Annotated in this window: 17 protein-coding genes; 11 read left to right on the top strand and 6 right to left on the bottom strand. The window is 43.1% G+C overall.

The genetic code is table 11. From position 1 onward, the window contains the following. Positions 1-100: 100 nt before the first annotated feature. Entirely contained in the window at positions 101-667 is a 567-nt protein-coding gene (locus tag MSP8886_RS09610) for a hypothetical protein (RefSeq protein WP_067015600.1), read from the bottom strand. Positions 668-1,157: 490 nt separating this feature from the next. Between MSP8886_RS09610 and MSP8886_RS09605 the strand changes: the two genes are divergently transcribed. From MSP8886_RS09605 to MSP8886_RS09595, 3 genes are all read left to right on the top strand, one after another. After that, positions 1,158-2,111: a diguanylate cyclase gene (locus tag MSP8886_RS09605; protein ID WP_067015597.1), complete on the top strand. Its 954-nt coding sequence runs from the start codon at positions 1,158-1,160 to the stop codon at positions 2,109-2,111. A gap of 127 nt (positions 2,112-2,238) precedes the next feature. Beyond that, on the top strand, positions 2,239-3,576 hold the full coding sequence (locus MSP8886_RS09600; protein ID WP_245659070.1) for a DUF3422 family protein: 1,338 nt from the start codon (positions 2,239-2,241) through the stop codon (positions 3,574-3,576). A 71-nt stretch (positions 3,577-3,647) separates the two neighbouring features. Next, positions 3,648-4,268, top strand: a complete 621-nt coding sequence (locus MSP8886_RS09595) for a MarC family protein (protein WP_067015590.1) — start codon at positions 3,648-3,650, stop codon at positions 4,266-4,268. A gap of 80 nt (positions 4,269-4,348) precedes the next feature. Here the strand turns inward: MSP8886_RS09595 and MSP8886_RS22555 are convergent, their stop codons facing one another. Further along, a complete protein-coding gene (locus MSP8886_RS22555; RefSeq protein WP_245659069.1) occupies positions 4,349-4,597 on the bottom strand; it encodes a UTRA domain-containing protein in 249 nt (82 codons plus the stop codon). 145 nt (positions 4,598-4,742) lie between these two features. Between MSP8886_RS22555 and MSP8886_RS22550 the strand changes: the two genes are divergently transcribed. The 5 genes from MSP8886_RS22550 (at position 4,743) to MSP8886_RS09565 (ending at position 9,181) form a co-directional block, all read left to right on the top strand. Then, positions 4,743-4,976, top strand: coding sequence for a hypothetical protein (locus MSP8886_RS22550; protein WP_067015587.1), 234 nt, complete (start codon positions 4,743-4,745; stop codon positions 4,974-4,976). A 3-nt stretch (positions 4,977-4,979) separates the two neighbouring features. Then, a complete protein-coding gene (locus tag MSP8886_RS21900; RefSeq protein ID WP_245659068.1) occupies positions 4,980-5,591 on the top strand; it encodes an N-acetylglucosamine-6-phosphate deacetylase in 612 nt (203 codons plus the stop codon). Positions 5,592-6,065: 474 nt separating this feature from the next. After that, positions 6,066-6,803, top strand: a complete 738-nt coding sequence (locus tag MSP8886_RS09575) for a glycosyltransferase family 2 protein (protein WP_067015581.1) — start codon at positions 6,066-6,068, stop codon at positions 6,801-6,803. Positions 6,804-6,806: 3 nt separating this feature from the next. Next, complete coding sequence (locus MSP8886_RS09570) at positions 6,807-7,475, top strand: TVP38/TMEM64 family protein (RefSeq protein WP_067015578.1); 669 nt, start codon at positions 6,807-6,809, stop codon at positions 7,473-7,475. Next, on the top strand, positions 7,472-9,181 hold the full coding sequence (locus MSP8886_RS09565; RefSeq protein ID WP_139063123.1) for an ArnT family glycosyltransferase: 1,710 nt from the start codon (positions 7,472-7,474) through the stop codon (positions 9,179-9,181). The genes MSP8886_RS09570 and MSP8886_RS09565 overlap by 4 nt, the downstream gene beginning before the upstream one ends. Before the next feature lie 115 nt (positions 9,182-9,296). On the opposite strand, the gene MSP8886_RS09560 is transcribed toward MSP8886_RS09565, so the two are convergent. After that, positions 9,297-10,235, bottom strand: coding sequence for a DMT family transporter (locus MSP8886_RS09560; RefSeq protein WP_067015575.1), 939 nt, complete (start codon positions 10,233-10,235; stop codon positions 9,297-9,299). Positions 10,236-10,332: 97 nt separating this feature from the next. On the opposite strand from MSP8886_RS09560, the gene MSP8886_RS09555 reads away from it, so the two are divergent. Continuing rightward, positions 10,333-11,259 carry a LysR family transcriptional regulator gene (locus tag MSP8886_RS09555; RefSeq protein WP_067015572.1) on the top strand — a complete coding sequence of 309 codons (927 nt, stop codon included), beginning with the start codon at positions 10,333-10,335 and terminating at the stop codon, positions 11,257-11,259. Positions 11,260-11,264: 5 nt separating this feature from the next. Here the strand turns inward: MSP8886_RS09555 and MSP8886_RS09550 are convergent, their stop codons facing one another. Continuing rightward, a complete protein-coding gene (locus tag MSP8886_RS09550; protein WP_217491131.1) occupies positions 11,265-12,176 on the bottom strand; it encodes a homocysteine S-methyltransferase family protein in 912 nt (303 codons plus the stop codon). 240 nt (positions 12,177-12,416) lie between these two features. On the opposite strand from MSP8886_RS09550, the gene MSP8886_RS09545 reads away from it, so the two are divergent. After that, positions 12,417-13,643: a cystathionine gamma-synthase family protein gene (locus MSP8886_RS09545; protein WP_067015569.1), complete on the top strand. Its 1,227-nt coding sequence runs from the start codon at positions 12,417-12,419 to the stop codon at positions 13,641-13,643. A 225-nt stretch (positions 13,644-13,868) separates the two neighbouring features. Further along, the gene (locus MSP8886_RS09540) at positions 13,869-14,756 is read left to right on the top strand and encodes a LysR substrate-binding domain-containing protein (RefSeq protein ID WP_067015566.1); all 888 of its coding nucleotides are present in this window, start codon (positions 13,869-13,871) and stop codon (positions 14,754-14,756) included. 93 nt (positions 14,757-14,849) lie between these two features. On the opposite strand, the gene MSP8886_RS09535 is transcribed toward MSP8886_RS09540, so the two are convergent. Together MSP8886_RS09535 and MSP8886_RS09530 are read right to left on the bottom strand one after the other, a co-directional pair. Next, complete coding sequence (locus tag MSP8886_RS09535) at positions 14,850-16,070, bottom strand: M24 family metallopeptidase (RefSeq protein WP_067015563.1); 1,221 nt, start codon at positions 16,068-16,070, stop codon at positions 14,850-14,852. Between the two features lie 76 nt (positions 16,071-16,146). Further along, on the bottom strand, positions 16,147-17,031 hold the full coding sequence (locus tag MSP8886_RS09530) for a HalD/BesD family halogenase (protein WP_067015560.1): 885 nt from the start codon (positions 17,029-17,031) through the stop codon (positions 16,147-16,149). Positions 17,032-17,147 lie beyond the last annotated feature (116 nt).

Below are 17,147 nucleotides of genomic sequence, written 5' to 3'. Positions count from 1 at the left end.
TTCTTCTAATGTATTAGTATGCAAAGGGAATATGACACTTAGAAGAAAAAGCCGACCTGCTCTCTTCCTTATTCACAGAATGAAAAGGTGTTGGTCGTATCTAATCAGTGAATGAGCAGGTGATAGAGTGCTTAGCTGTTGCCGAACCACAAACGGCTTGATAGGCGCTTGGGCTATTTAATAATGAGTAGTGCGCATCACTGTCCCGACATAGATCTTCAAATCGCTCTTTTTTTTGTATAAATAACTCGCGTTCATAAAGAGAGTCATTATTAGCCAACGTGGTATTGTTTAATTCGGTAAAGTTGTCTTCTCTGGCTTTCTCTGCCCGATACTGTAATTCGTCGTACTGCATACGAACCTGATGGCAGTAGCCACTGTTTGGCTCGGTTTCAAGACAAGCGTCAAGAGTATTTTCTAAATCGGCGAGCTCCTGGGCATAGTCGTCTTCAGGTAGGCTATTTTGACGCTGTCGTGCTCTAAGTCTCTCTAACTCTGTGGCTTCAATTGCCTTTCGGTCAGCGTTTAACGCTTTTTCTTGGTTGAGGCAAGAACGGCCAAAAGCGACTAGGTCAAGGGCATAAGCTTGATTGCTGATCGAGAGCATAGCGCAGATGAAAATGCTAGTGAAACCAGTTACAGACCAAGATAACGTATGACATTTCATAATCGTTTATACCCAAAAAGAACATAGAGTTAAGTTTATCTTAATCCCATTCATATGTAACAAGGATTAGACCGCATAAAAGAGTATTCAGTGTTTTTCGGTTCGGTGTTGGGTCTATATTATACTTATTGTGTGTGTCTTTCGATGCTCTCCAGAAAAGTGAATAAGTTACGATTATTAATTTTACTTACGAATTGCTATCATTTTATTGACAAAAATATTAGTGTTAAATCAAATACACCTTTGCATCAGCGTTTTTGATCTTTCGACGAACACCTCAATTTTTAAAGTGGCTTATTTAGCCGGTGAGAGACATCTATTCATTGTTATCTATTAGTCTAATCTGGGGGTAGGTCGCTGTTTTGACAATGATGAAATACGCTATGCTGATACAGTTGTAATGTTATGAAGTTATTGCAATGAAATACAATATGAAAAGGCCGCAGACAGGGCTCGTTAGCTGCTTCAAGAACTTTTAGGTGGCCCTTAAATGACTGAGCAACAACGAGTTTTAGTAATTGATGATGAGATTATTAATTTAAAAGTCATTAGCAGTATATTGCGTGATGACGTAGATGTGATATTGGCGAAAAGTGGCAAACAAGGTATTAGAAAAGCCATTGAGCTGACACCTGACTTAATTTTGCTCGATGTGATGATGCCTGGTATGGATGGCTTTGAGGTCATGATGCAGTTGCGTCATGATGTGCGAACATGTGCTATTCCTATTATTTTCATTACCGCGCTAAGTAATGAAATCCATGAAGAAAAGGGGTTATTGCTAGGTGCTAACGATTACATACAAAAGCCGCTTCATACAAATATTGTTCGGGCTCGTATTCAGTTACACCTGAAGCTCGTTAAGCAGCAAAGGATGCTGGAGCGTTTAGCCAATATTGATCCTTTAACATCGCTTGCCAATCGTCGTAAATACCAAGATGCTATTTCAATGGAATGGGATTTAGCAATTACTAATCAGCATCATATCTCTCTGGCCATTATAGATATTGATAATTTCAAGCAATACAATGATTGCCATGGTCACGCTGCTGGTGATTGTGTGCTCCAACAAGTGGCGAGTGTCTTTTCTAAGCAATTTAACCATGAAACATACCTAGTGGCGCGTTATGGTGGAGAAGAGTTTGTTGTCCTTTTACCTCGTTTGTCGAAAGAAGAGTCTTTGACTATTGTGCGTAATTGTCTTAAAGCAGTAGAACAATTAGATTTACCTTACCATGCTGATGATAAGCGTGTTGGCACTGTCACTATAAGTGTCGGAGGAGCGACTTGCAGTCCATCAAGCTCCCATGACATTGACGAGTTTTTCAGTTCAGCGGATAAAATGTTGTATCTTGCAAAAAAGGAAGGAAAAAATAGAGTGTATTGGGTTAGTGGCGATGACAGCCAGAACCTGTCAGGTCTCTTGGAAGAACAAAAAAGTTAATATCTTGGTTAAGGTAAGTTATTTACTCATTTTTAATCCTATTTTCCTGCTTAAGTAGCAATAACCGTTTATTCATTTAATAATCCTTTGTTACAGTAGGATGTCATTCTCTAACTTGGGGCGTTTTGTGAATTCTTCGAATAATGCTTACGGCTTAACCTTACATCCCTCTCGTGAAACGCTTTATGCTGAAATGCATTCACGACCCTTTCAAGTGTTACCAAGTCCAGCACAGGTAAGTTATCTGGCCATTTTGCTTACTCCTGAACAGAAGCAGAAAGAGTTTGATGTGTTTTGCGCTCTATACGAGGACTTTGGCCAAGTACCTCCTTTAGAGGATGGTGTCTGCTTCGATGTTGATTTCGGTGAATTCCGTATTAGACGTGATAAGCACTTAGAGTTTACCTCTTACATGGTCATCACCAAAAAAGAGGTTCCCGATGGGCATTTTGTTGACAACCCCTTGAGTTTGCTACCAAAAGACTGGCTGGCAGCCATTCCAGGTACGGTTATCGCTGCGTTCCATGTGGAGATTGCCGATGCTCGTACTCAACCTGAGCCAGACCTATTCGAGGTGAAGGGATATTTTGAAGAGATGAGATTAGTGGGAAGCCGTCCACAAAATGGTGACGCGCAAGTCTGGACCACTTTCCGGCTTCATAGTGATGGTTGTGGTCGTTTTTTGATATATAACAAAAATATGAGTGACAGCCAATTGGGCCGGATGGTACAGCGAGTGGTTGAAATAGAAACCTATCGCTTGTTTGCTTTATTGGCTCTACCTATTGCACGCAAATACAATCCCCAATTGGCGCAAATGGACCAACAGTTGGCGATGATGACCGCGCGGCTGGCAGACGCCAAAGAGGAATTAGATGAGCAGGCTTTGTTGACTGAACTCATTAATATGGCAGCTTGGGTGGAAGCAGCCCGAGCACAAACAACGTTTCGTTTCAGTGCGACCAATGCTTACCATGATTTGGTGATTAAAAATTTAAATGAGCTCAAAGAAGATGAAGTGTCGGGACATTTAACCATTACCGAGTTTATGACCCGCCGACTTACGCCCGCTGTGCGAACCTGTAAAGCCACGGGCGAACATTTAGAAAATCTGTCAAGGCGCATTGATCGGGTCTCTGACATGATGCGAACTCAAGTGGAAATGTCGATTCAATCACAAAACCAATCACTATTGGCGTCAATGGATCGTCGCTCAAAAATCCAATTGGCGATGCAGCACACAGTGGAAGGATTATCGGTTGCTGCGATCAGTTATTACAGCATTGGGTTGTTAAAGTTTCTTATGCAAGCGCTATACGATAGAGGCGTCCATTTTGATAAAAGTTTGGCTATGGGGATTGCCGTTCCCGTTGTTGTAGGTGGGGTGTGGTTGGCAACGCACCAAATTCATAAGCGCTTTTTAAAGTTGGCGAAAGAGAAGGTGAATGAAAGTGATGGCAGCTAAGCTTTATGTGATAAAAGGCTGACACATCATGCTGCTGGATAATATGGGTATTTAGTGGGACTTTTTTCTGGATGATAGATTTTATTGCGGTATTTATAACCTTTTTTGCTGTAATTGACCCGATTGGAACCATACCCGTTTTTATCGCTGTGACGGATCAATATGATCAAAAAACGAAGCGGCATATCGCGTTGCTAGCAACGTTGGTCTCTGCTGGTGTCTTGATCTTTTTTGTCGTGATGGGGGAGTTAATACTAAAAGCTTTATCCATTCCTTTGCCCGCGTTTCAGATATCGGGTGGCATTGTGCTTTTCTTGTTTGCGTTAAATATGATTTTTGGGGATAGCAAGCCAGAAGAAGAGATTAAGTTGTTACAAGGGGATCATAAAGAAACGGCTATTTTTCCACTTGCGGTGCCTTCTATTGCTAGTCCAGGGGCAATGCTTGCGGCAGTATTGTTGACAGAGAATAATCTATTTAGTCTCTGGGAACAGACGCAAACCGCTTTAGTGATGTTGGTTGTACTGTTTGTAGCGTATATTTTTATGTTGCTTGCAGGTGTTATTCACCGACTGATCGGTAGCAGTGGTGCGAGCGTGGTGAGTCGCGTGATGGGGTTGATTTTGTCTGCTATCGCGACAACCAATATACTGGCGGGGCTTGGTGAATATTTTAAGTGGTTACCTGCTTAGGGGCTATATCAAGCTAAAGCATCGCGCTGGATCAAGCCCAATATCAGGTTGTCGAACATGACAAGTTAACAACCTGATGGTTAAGCATATTGCTCATCAATACTAATGGCGCGAAGGCGTTGAAAAGCACGAACCGGGCGACAACCTTGTTTTTCCAATAGAGCATAGAGAGACCCTTCCATAGCAAACGGATTCACTATGTAGCGGCTGGGAATGGTCGCCATCTCCAACGCCATGGGGTTGCCATCAGCATAGCGTAAGCGATAAAAACGAACCACCTCTTGTTCAGACGATAGTTGTAAAGCGTTGCGTTCATCTTCATGGGGCATGCCGAGGGATCGGTCAAGCTATTTAGAGGTGATTTCTTTACCTCGAGCCATCATAACTTCAGTACAGCTACGAAGATGGTTGAGTGGTTGTTCAACCCGTTCGTTGACATGTGTCCCTGCACCTTTTTCAGATGATTATGAGAGTATGTCTCAGACACATCAAACGGTTTGCCAAGGTCTTAAAGAAAAAATGAGTGGTGTTCTCGGTTTTCAGTATGAAGGGCCTTATCTTAATCCCATTCGCAAAGGAGTGCATAATGAATCTAAATTGCGTAAACCAACAGAAAACAAGCTGTCGTCATTGTTAGAGGTTAGCCAATTTGGCAAATTAATGAGGATCTTAGCGCCGGAGCAAGTACTTGATGGGGGTGTTGAGTAGGTTGTGTCCGAGAGGGAGGCTGGGTATTCAGCGGCATCGTATGAGCAGGCGAGGCAGGTAGTAAAAAGCGGAGCTCGTGGTTTTACCCATTTTTTTAATGCCATGACGCCGTTAACTAGTTGTGAGTCAGGTGTAGTAGGGGCTGCATTACAAACGGATCTGCTGACTTGGTGTGGGTTGATTGCCGATGGTCATCATGTTCACCCTGCCACTATGCGTGTAGCGATGGCCGCGAAAGGATGTGAGCACATGCTTTTGGTAACCGATGCGATTCAAAGTGTGGGATCTCATGAAAAAGAAATGGCTTTTCTAGGGAAGAAAGTATTACGTAGCGATGGACGGGTAACGACAGAAGATGGCACGTTAGCGGGCTCGGATTTAGATATGGCCACAGCGGTTCGCAATACGATTTCTCTGATTGGTCGTACTCCAACAGAAGCATTACAGATGGCATCTTTAAGACCAGCAGAGTTTTTAGGCATTGACGACCAATTTGGACGTATCAAACCAGGGTATCGTGCCAGTGTGGTGGCATTGGATGACGATTTCTTTGTTCAGGCCACTTGGATTGATGGAGTATACAGGTGTGTTTCCATCAACGATGGTGATATATAAAGTCAGGTATACAAATGCTGGCGGTGAGTCGCAGTTTAGAATCGTCACTGATAATCTATAATAATTTTTTATTATGATTATCTTCTTAGTAATGTATTTTGATCTGCAATGATGATTTATGTTTATTTAGTTATGCTGAAGATAATAAAATTTCATATCTATCCAATATTCTTCCGATTTAATTTGTTTGTAATCTATGCAGGTAGATTATTGTCTGAGATACATGCTGTTATGTAAGTGATTTGTAATCAAAAAGTAAATTTGTGGCTTTTTGGTCGCATTAAAATAGAACGTTATTTTATCTATGAAAAAGTCTTAGATTAAGGAAAATGTTTGATCTTCATCCAAGATTTGTGCTTTTTCATTGTATTCATGGGATCATTGGCCGGTTTTTTATATTACTAGTTTAGCTTGGGATCTTTTGCTATTTTGTACAAGGGAACTGGGCTCATTAATACTGAATTAGAGGTTGGTATGGTACCGTTTTTGTCCGTTGTATTGCCCGCAAAAAATGAGCAGGGGAATATCGGATTATTGATTAGAGAAATATATGCAAGCCTCTCCTCAGAGTATAGATTTGAAATTGTTCTGACGGATGATGGTAGTGACGACAACACAGCACAAGTTGCTATAGATACGGCGAAAGAGATCGGTTGTCAACTGCAAGTGGTTTACCATGCTAGAAGCTGCGGTCAAAGTACGGCCGTGTTATCAGCTGTTAGGCAAGCAAAAGGCGAATGGATTATCACCTCCGATGCGGATGGTCAAAATGACCCAAGTGACTACCCTAGACTTATTCATCAAGCTGCCCAGTTAAACAGTGAGCATTTCTGTGTAGCTGGTTACCGAAAAAAGCGTCTAGATACCGCTTGGGTTCGTTTTCAGTCACGAGTTGCTAATAATATTCGTCAAAAACTACTGAATGATGGTGTGCCAGATTCGGGTTGTGGGCTTAAGTTGTTTCCTAAGAATACCTTTCTAATGTTACCTTATTTTGATCATATGCATCGTTTCCTACCCGCGTTGATTAAACGAATAGATGGTGAGATTGTAGTGTGCCAAGTGAATCATCGGGATCGTAATGCGGGGGTTTCTAACTACAATGCATGGAACCGTGCTTGGGTTGGGATTGTCGATATTATGGGCGTTATTTGGTTGAATAAGCGTGCCAAACACCCTGTTATTGCTAAGACTTTTTCAAATCAGGACTAATCCATGAAGTGGCTAAAGTGGGTACTTGTCGCTCTGTTAGTGGCTTTGTTATTGACTGGAGGCCTCAACCCCATCTTAGAGCATTTGTCTGATAAAAACTGGTTGTCTCAGTATTTGCGCTATCATGGCTGGACTGGTCATGCCCTTGTCGCCATTGCAGCGATGCTGTTTGTTGGTCTAGGTGGTCCAAGGCAAGCTGTCGCTTTTATGTTTGGGTACATTTACGGTGTAACGGTGGGCCTTTTGGTTGCTATTGGTGTTTGTTTGTTAGCCGCTATGGGAAATTATTTGGCTGCTAGGATGGTGTTTGCTCATATGCTTGCACGCCGTTTTCCCATTCGCATGCATAAGTTTAATCAATTTGCGAGCCGAGCTCCTTTCATGAAAATTCTGACACTTCGTTTATTGCCTGTTGGAAGTAATCTGGTTACCAATCTATTATCTGGCAGTGTTGGTGTACCATTGCCTGCATTTTTAGGGGCCAGCGTATTAGGGTATTTTCCACAAACATTGGTATTTACTCTTGTAGGCGGTGGTATTAATGCTGCCGACCACAGCATGATTTATCTTAGTGTTGGATTGTCCCTATTAAGCTTCGTGTTAACAGGCTTAATTTACAGAGATCATTTGAAACATAAACTCTCAAAACTGAATGTGGAAAGTAACATATGATGTCGACTCAATCGATGCATAACACGGATTATGATTATAAACGAACCTTCTGGTTGTTATTTTTAGTGGCTGCTGTGGTCATTTTAGCCGGAATCGGGTTACGTGATCCTTGGCCAGCCGATGAGCCTCGGTTTGTGGAAGTGGCAAAGGAAATGGTCAACTCGGGAAACTGGTTTTTTCCCATGCGTGGTGGTGAGTTGTACCCAGATAAACCGCCCGTTTTTATGTGGTTACTGGCCTCTTTGTATTGGTTGACTGGTAGCTTAAAGGCGACGTTTTTGATTCCAGATGCGTTGGCGAGTTTAGTTTCTTTATTTTGTGTCTTTGATATTGCGGCAAAACTTTGGAATGTTAAGACGGCTCGCAATGCTTGTTTGCTGTTGCTTATTACCCCACAATTCATTATCCAATCAAAGTCTGCTCAGATTGATGCCACCGTTGCTTGTTGGATTATGATTGCCATGTATGGCCTGTTACGGCACTTTTTTTATCAAGCCAGTTTAAAATGGTATCTAACAAGCTGGGCCTTTATGGGGCTGGGAATTATCACCAAAGGCGTTGGATTTTTACCGATATTCTTGCTTGTTCCTGTGTTGTTTTTGCACTTTACCGGGAAGCATCGTTTTGAAAAAACGCAGATAAATTGGTCGCTATTATTTGGGCCATTCATGATGCTATTGGTTGTTGCTGCCTGGTTATTGCCCATGTTGTACATTGCCGAGCACAGTCATAACCCTGATTTTATTGCCTATCGTGATAATATTTTATTTAAACAGACTGGTCAGCGTTATGCAGACTCTTGGGGGCATATTAATCCCTGGTATTATTTTTTAGTCGATGTGATTCCTCTGCTGTGGTTCCCTCTCTATACCTTTTTATTTACCAAATCTTTTTGGCGTGAGGTGAAGGTTTCTCCTGTTGTCTTCAGTATGTTGTTATGGGTTGTACTGGTAATTGTTTTCTTTAGTATCAGTCCCGGTAAGCGTAATTTATATATTTTGCCAGCACTGCCTGTAATGGCGTTGGTGGTGGGAGCTCATTTCACTAAGACAGGATTACAAACTTGGTTTAAGCGTGTCTTGCAAGTAGGTTTTGTACTGTTTGGCTCCCTCTTTATGGTTGCGGCAGTGATGTGCTTTACCAAGTCTCATGCGGTAACCAAGCAAGTGGGAGATCATACTTTTCCTTTTGGTATGCTGTTTTTGGCGGCGTCTTTATGTTGGTTTGCTATATTGTTATGGAAACGCAATAAGGTCAATCTTAGTGCTTATTGGGCGGCCTTTGCGATTACCTGGATACTGTACAGTACGGTAGGATATGTGCTATTTAACCCGATTAGAACACCTGCGAAAGGCATTATGGCTACAGTTGCCCATGATATTGGTCCCAATGGTCAGCTTGGTATGACGCGTTTTAAAGAACAGTTCTTGCTCTTCTCACCGATACCGCTTACTCAATTTAGTTATTTAGCGAGCACCCAAGAGCAAGATAGGAATGCTTGGCTATGGATGAGTGAGAAGGCCGATCGTTATGTGATGACGGCAAGGGACAAAAATATTCAATGCTTTGATTTAAGCAAAGCGAAAGACTTGGGTCGAGCGCACGGTAAGGATTGGGTCTTATTGAGCGAAAAAGCGATGACGCCAACCTGCCCAAAACCTAAGACGATAAAACGCTATTATTTGCCGATGAAAACGCTGTATTAGTTGTCTTTTTGGTGATGTGTTGCCAATGAGTTGAACTGCTTAATAGCAAAATAAAATACAAGAACCCCAGTATGATAAAAGTCTTACTGGGGTTTTTTATTTGCTTAAACGGTGTTTATTTTCTTATAGTTGCCATTATTGTCGCCGCTAAAATACAAATCGCCCCTAGCATTTGTATCCCCCCCAACGACTCACCTAACCAGTAGTAGGCAAATAAAGCACCAAAGGCTGGTTCTGACCCAGTGAGTAAGGCAACGCGTGATGGTGAGGTATGTCTCACGCCAAAATTTTGCGCAAACAAGGCAAAAAAGGTGCAGCACAGCGCGAGATAAAAGGCGGCTAACCAAAAATCCAGATGAGCTGGAAATAGCTGTTCTATCGGATAGTCTTCGCTAACAAAAATCAATAAAGCCCCTAGGGTAACCACATTGGCTTGGATGCTTGTTGTACTGAGGGCGGATAGGTTTTTTCCTTTTAAGAGCGTCTTGGTGGCGACTACCATGCAGGCACGTAAAAACGCGGCAAGTAGAATAAAGCAGTCTCCCTTATTAAGTTCCAAAGAAAGTACATCAAAAGAATGAAAACTAAGTGCTTCTTGGGATGTGTTTGGTGTGGTGAGCAAGAAGACGCCGAATAACGACAGTAGGGCAAATAAGACAATATTAACGCTGGGTAATCTTCGCTCTGTGATGGCTTCTACAAATGGTGTCATGAGCACACACAGGCTGATTAAAAACGCTGCTTTTGAGGCGCTGGTATGAAGCACACCATAGGTTTCCGCTAGAAATATGCACAGTAGAATGCCTCCTGTGGGTAGGGCGAATTGCCAATCTTTTGCTAACCCTGAACGTAACTCCTTGATAAAAATAGGGGCGAGTAAGATCGAGGTGACGCCAAAGCGGATCACAATAAATGCGAGCACGCCAGTATAGACTAAGGCGTCTTTTGTGATGCCATAGCTGGTTCCCCAAAAGAAGGCGGTTAATAGAAGTGATAATTCAGCCATAGGAAGTTTTGAAAAAACGGATGAGTTAGTTAACGTTTGTGATGACATGCTTTTTCTCTATAAAAGGGTGAGTGATTCGATAAAGCATGCTAGCTTGTGTTTATATAAATGATAATTAGCCAAATAATCACAATACTTATGACTCATGAACACAAATAAACTCATTAGCTTACTGCCAGATATGGCAGCGTTTGTTGCGGTTGTGGAAACGGGAAGCTTTACTAAAGCGGCTGAAAAGCTTGGTATTACCCCTTCAGGGGTCAGTCGTCAGGTGTCCCGAATGGAAACAGCGTTGTCATCGGTACTCATTGAACGTACCACGCGGAGGCAAACCACGACCTTGATCGGGCTTGCTGTCTATGAGCAATGTCGAAATATGCTCGACAGTGCCAAAGAAGCCGTGCTGGCTTCGGAGCAGAATGCTAATGAAGCGAAGGGGCGATTACGCATTGCTGCGCCCAAAGCCTTTGCAAGACAAGTATTAGAGCCTTTTTTATTGGCGTTTACCGAATGCTATCCGTATATTTCGTTGCATGTTCAAGTCACTGATTTACGACTTGATCCAGCTTATCATGAGGTGGATATTGTATTTCGAGTCGCAGAACAGCCTTATGAGCATCTTGTCAGTAAGCAAGTTGGCACCATACGTTCTGTATTGTGCGCCAGCCCTGGCTATCTTAGAGTGCGCGGCTTGCCGGAATCTCCAGAACAATTGGTAGAACATGATTGCTTACCGTTAGGGCTTTTTGACGGCGACAATCAATGGGTTTTGAGTCAGGGTGATAGAAAAGTTTCTATTACGGTGGACGGTCGTTATATCAATAATCACTCTGAGATGCGCTTAGCGGGGGTAAAACGTGGTTTAGGCATTGGTATCTTTCCGGAATTTGTTGTGCAATCCGCTCTAAAGAAGGGCGAAGTGATTGAAGTGTTGCCCAATTGGCAAGTACACAGTGAATTTCAGGGGGGCATTTATATGCAATTTAATGCCATGCGCTTTATGCCAAATAAAATGCGTGTATTTCTTGATTTTATTGCCAACCGTTTTGCCACGTCCAATATAGGCAACTAAAGATGCTATGAGAGTTCAGTTAGGGACTCTGCAAGCACCTTAATATGTTCTGTGCCTATGCCACAGCATCCCCCGATTAAATTTGCTCCCAAGTCTTGCCACTCTTTGGCCCATGTTAAGTAACTGTCAGGTGTTAAATCTTTACGAACTTCATCAAGTCCTTCGTTTGCCGTAGCATTTTTAGGCTGAGGGGCAAAGGCGTTAGCGTATGCACCGATTTGAATGGGGTGATCGGCTGATTGAATGAGTTTGCTGGCAATTCGAATGGCTTCTGAAATAACTTCTGGTTGGCAGCAATTAAAGAGAATCGCATCAACCTTTTGTGCCATCATGGTGTTAACCGCTTCAACAACGGTTTCACCGGAGCGTAGGCGAGGTTGCTCGCATGCTTCGGAATCTTCCAGGGTGAAGGATACCCAATATGGCTTATTCTGAAGGTCTATTTTATCTACTAATGCCTTAATGGCCAGAGACTCTGCTAGCAAGCTTTGTGTCTCGTTTAGCCAAATATCAATGTGAGGCGTAAGTGCGCTAATGATGGGGCTTGCTAGCGCTTCAATCTGGTCTGCTTGATAAAGATCGGCGCGGTAGGAGCCAAAAATAGGTGGAATAGACCCCGCTACTTTCGCGTCTTTTTCACTTTCTTTGACTGCCTCTTTCGCCATAAGAGCGCTTCGTGTTACCAACTCGCTACCTTCTTGCTGAAAACGCTCTTCACCAATATGAAAAGGCACCAAGGCGTAGCTGTTGGTTGTGATAACTTGGGATCCAGCTTCAATAAAGGCTTTATGAACTGTTTTAACAATCTCTGGTGTTTCAATCATTGCTAAAGCGGACCACTCGGGTTGCCTAAAAGGGGCACCATGGCGTTCCAATTCGCGGCTCATACCGCCATCTAAAATGGTTGTAGTCTGCATCGTCTTTAATCCAAGTCATATTTTGATGGGGCTATTTTAGCCATATTTCGTGTTTGAGTGAATGCTATTCATTATAAAATCGCTGTCAATTGTATTAAAACACTTTAAATTGAGAAATAAATGACACCATCAATTAAAAAAACAGGGTCTTAGACCGTGATTGCATCGATTCTAGAGTGGTGTTCTTTTGGCTATATTGGGTCTTAATAATAGATGACCCTCTAGCGATAAAGGCAACACATGAAGCAAAGTGGACAAGATAAAACGTTACATCAGGCACAACTTGCAACCCTAACCGTTTGGGGGGGTGAAGAATTGGGTCACCCATATAGAGCAACGCAGACGCCGATTGTGGCCAGTGCTGCTCATGCGTACAGCGACATTGATGAATGGTATGACGTGGCGTTAGGTCAGCAGCCAGGACACATTTATGGCCGCATGAGCAATCCAACGGTGGAAGTGTTGGAAGCGAAATTATGTGCCCTTGAAAAGGCGGAGGCGGCGGTCGCTTTTAGCAGTGGTATGGGGGTGATCAGCAGTGTGCTCTATACCTTCTTATGCCAAGGGCAACGTGTGGTGTCGACAAAAGACAGCTATGGTGGCACCAACAAAATATTTGAGGAGTTTCTACCTCGAATGGGAGTTGAGGTTGTGCTGTGCGATACCCTGGATCATGATGAAATCGAGCGTCAAATTGCCTTAGGGTGTGATCTTTTATATCTAGAAACGCCTACCAATCCCACGCTAAAAATTTTAGATATCCAGCGTTTAGTAAACGCCGCGAAAAAAGCCGGTGCACTGGTCGTTGCCGATAACACCTTCGCTACACCAATCAATCAAAACCCATTATCTATGGGCGTTGATGTGGTGTTGCACAGTGTCACAAAGTATTTGAGCGGTCACGGTGATGTAATGGGTGGGATTGCCTGTGGTACCAAAAGCTTAATGGATCCAGTGCGGCATTATCGTGAGATCAATGGCGCAGCACTCGACCCATTTGCGGCGTATTTGATCATTCGCGGAATAAAGACCTTGGCGCTGCGTTTTCGTCAACAACAATACAGTGCAGGAGTGTTAGCTGAATTTCTACTGACTCAACCATTAGTGGAAAGTGTGAATTATCCCGGGTTGGCAACACACCTGAACCACGCCATTGCCCAGCAGCAAATGCGGGGCTTTGGTGCCATTGTGAGCTTTGTTCTAAAAGGCGGTATGGAGACAGTGAAAGTTTTGTTACCTAAGCTGCAATACGCCCATTGTGCGGGAAATCTTGGGGCGGTTGAGACTATTTACGGCCCCGCTCGCACCACAAGTCATGTAGAAAATACCTTAGAAGAGCGCTTGGCGTTGGGGATATCAGAAGGTTTGGTGCGTATTTCGGTTGGGATAGAAGAGACCGAGGATCTTATTAGTGACCTTAAACAAGCCTTTGAGGCGACTCAAACTAGCTTGACTCAAACGTGGTGACAATAATCTCTGGTCAAAAGTGGGGAGGACAAGTGATAAAGTGTTAGCAGGGATTATTAACTGAGATAGCGCCAGCAGAGATAGCACTAACCAGTATATTATCAAGTCTCGCAGCGATGGCCCTGTTGATCCGTTTTGCCGACTTTTTCTTGCAACCCATTTGGGGTGAGGTAACCTAATAGAAAACGTATTTCGATACGGTCTTGAACCTTAAAGAGTCCTCTTATGAGTCGCAAAACCTTACCACCATTGAATTGGCTACGCACGTTTGAAGTATCGGCACGAAGTTTAAATTTTACTCGTGCCGCCCAAGAATTGAATCTCACTCAAGGAGCGGTTAGTCAGCAAATTCGCCTGCTAGAAAGTCATTTAGGGGTGGACTTGTTTAAACGTTTGCCTAGGGGGTTGAGCTTGACCGAGGAAGGTCAATCATATCTTCCGGTGGTACAGGATTCAGTGTCACGTCTTGCGGCGGCAACCAGTGAATTATTTAGCAAAGAAGATCGATCTTTAGTGAAAATTCGCGGTAGCTTGTCTTTTTTGACACTTTGGCTTGCCCCTAAACTCAATGATTTTAAGGTTATGCATCCTAATATTGATTTGCGATATTTGAGCAATCTTTGGGTGCGTGATATGGGGGATGAAGACGAATTGGAAATCCGTTGGGGAAATGGTCATTGGCCAGGACTCTTGTCTCAGCGCTTAACTTGGGACACCTTGTTTCCTGTGTGCTCCCCAAGCCTGATAGAGAAACAGCCCATTGAGTCCATTGCCGATCTAGCGGAGCACACCTTGCTTCACGTAATGGGCTATGAAGAAGGTTGGGGGTATTGGCTTTCTATGGTGAATGAAGTCTCTGTGGATCCTTCGCAAGGTATGCAACTGGATACACTGCTTGCCGCCATCAAAATGGCTGAGGTTGGGTTAGGTGTTGGTCTAGCGCGTTCCTCTATGGTCGAAGATGCGTTAGCTGATGGTCGTCTAGTTGAGTTGTTTGATCAGCGAGTGCCTGCCAGTGAGTCGTTTTATTTGGTGTGTCGCTCGGGTGTTAAGCTTTCCCATGAAGCTTCAGTTTTCTTTGATTGGTTAGGTAATCAGGCTCGGCCCTATTGATAGGTGTCGCAAAACTAAACTCAAGCGGCCCCAAGCGAGTTATTTCCTTGCTTGGGACATTTTACGAAAGTGATTAATCAAGAAGCTATAGATCTAGCGCAAAAGTTCATCTGAGTACCCATAAGATGACATTCTTCTAACGCCGGTTTCGGTCACCAGAACTTGTTCTTCTAGCTTCACACCTTCTTCACAAGATTCACGGCCAATGTAGGATTCAACACAGAGTGTCATACCAGGTTGAATGATGCCGTCATAACCGACTTCATCCCAATCCATGTTGTGGGAAATGATTGGCCATTCTCCCGTCATTCCACAGCCATGTACCACTGCTAGATAACGGTTTTTTTGATATTCTTCAGGGATTTTCCACGCTTTTTGAGAATATTCTCTAAAGCTCATTCCGGGTTTAATGAGTGCAATATTGGTTTCTATTTCCTCGCTAGATAGCTGATACAAAGCCTTTTGAGTTGGTGTGGCTTCTTTGCCTGGAATGATGAACGTTCGAGAAAAGTCAGTGTAGTAGCCAAAAATACCAACCGTATCGGTATCAAAAGCAACCAGTTCACCCGCGTTCATGACTTTATCGGAGCACTCTTGGAACCATGGGTTGGTGCGATTGCCAGAGGTAAATAAGCGAGTTTCTGCATACTCGCCACCTGTTGCGAGCACTTCTTTGTTAAAAACGGCCCATGCTTCGTTTTCTGTAATGCCGGGTTTAAGGTAGTCTTCGAGAACGGACATCGCTCTCTCGGTTAAAGTGACAGAGCGAGCGATAAGGGTGAGTTCATCTAAGCTTTTAATAGACTTCGCCACGTCAATAGGACGAGAAGCGTCTATTATCTCAAATCCCGCTTTCATTGTATCGGCTAATAATTCCGTTGGTGCTGATTCAATACCAATGCGACCGAAGTGTTGAGTCGATCGGCTAAGAATGTCTTTTAATGAGGCAATGAAGCTTTGCACATGCCGATGAGAGTGATCTCCACTGTGTAGGGGCATGATAGGGCTGGCTGGGTGTACTTCATTCAGCGTCACGATACCTTCTGTTAAATGGGCACATGAGCGATACTCAAAAAGAGCAACGGGCCCTTCCGCAGGGACAATTAAGTAACGAGCAGGGTTGCGTTGAGAGTACACCTGCATGTTACGAACACCACAAGCATAGCGAATATTAACCGGCTCAAATAACACCACAGCATCAAGTTGGAAGTGAGTAATTTGTTCTTTTAGTCGATTGAGTCGATACATGGCAACACGATCTTCTAAGTCTTTATCGATGACTTGATTGAAAAAATCGAAAGTTGAATAGCGCATTTTTAGGCATGCCTTTTGAATTTCAGTAGTTTAAAGTATTAAAAATTGTTTTTAGACTGATCCTAGAAGGCTGAATTTAGCCTGCTAAACCATCTTCTCTTGTTTCTTGTTCAGCCTTGATGTGAGCCTCAGTTACCCGTCCATACACGTCTTTTGTTCGTTTGATTTTTCCGATCATTCCTGGTCTTTCGGCATAGCCAAAAAGCGCACATAGTCTGGTTCCTTTACATGATGCGACACGGTGCATAGAGAAGCGGCCTTTAAACATTTGTAGGTCACCTGTATTCAGCGTAAGTGATTTGACTTTAGTCAGATCACCATCGAGAATGTTTTGCACTTCTTCGTAGTTTTCGTTACCTGGTTGACGCAGCCTAGGAGAATATTGAAATTCGCCACCTTTTTCTGGTCGACGCGTCATCAAACTGACAATGAATTCATTCGTATCATAGTGCCAAGGCAATGACGTATTCTCCGGCATTGTATTAATCACTAAGCCTGCAATGGGGTCTGCATATTCATAAATGTTGTCTTTCCCCAAGCACTCAGCAATGAAAGCTTGGAAAACCGTATTCTTATAAAGTTGTTTAATGATCATGTTTTCTGGCAATAGGTCTTTCGCAACAAAGCCATTGCTAAACTGTTGATATCGATTAACAGGGTGGCTTTCGCCTAATTCAGGGTTGCCTTCGGTGGCATAAGGCGTCACTTTATTTTCGTGAAAGTGGGCCAAGTGGGAGACATTTTCGCTCTGCTCTCTAATTAACTCGATTTTATCTTCGCGAATGAAGTTGGGTAAGTGAGCGCAACCATCATTTTCAAGCTGTTGCTGACAAGTAAGTACTGCTTGTTTATAGGCCGCCGAATCTTTGTCATTTAGAGGGTAGTCAGACATATTAATCATCTGAGCAAGGCTGTCTAATTCAGAGCGTGTATTTTGATCTTGATTGTTTGTAGATCTCATAATGAAAAGTCCTTTAATTTCAAATGGATGCTGTTTGAAAATGGTATATTCTTCATATGCTGTTAGTGGAAACGTTGTGAAGATATTTAACTGTTGTTTTGTTTTTCATCGACTTG

This window comes from Marinomonas spartinae, from assembly GCF_900089775.1.
Classification (GTDB): domain Bacteria; phylum Pseudomonadota; class Gammaproteobacteria; order Pseudomonadales; family Marinomonadaceae; genus Marinomonas; species Marinomonas spartinae.
This window is presented reverse-complemented; position numbering and strand designations above follow the sequence as displayed.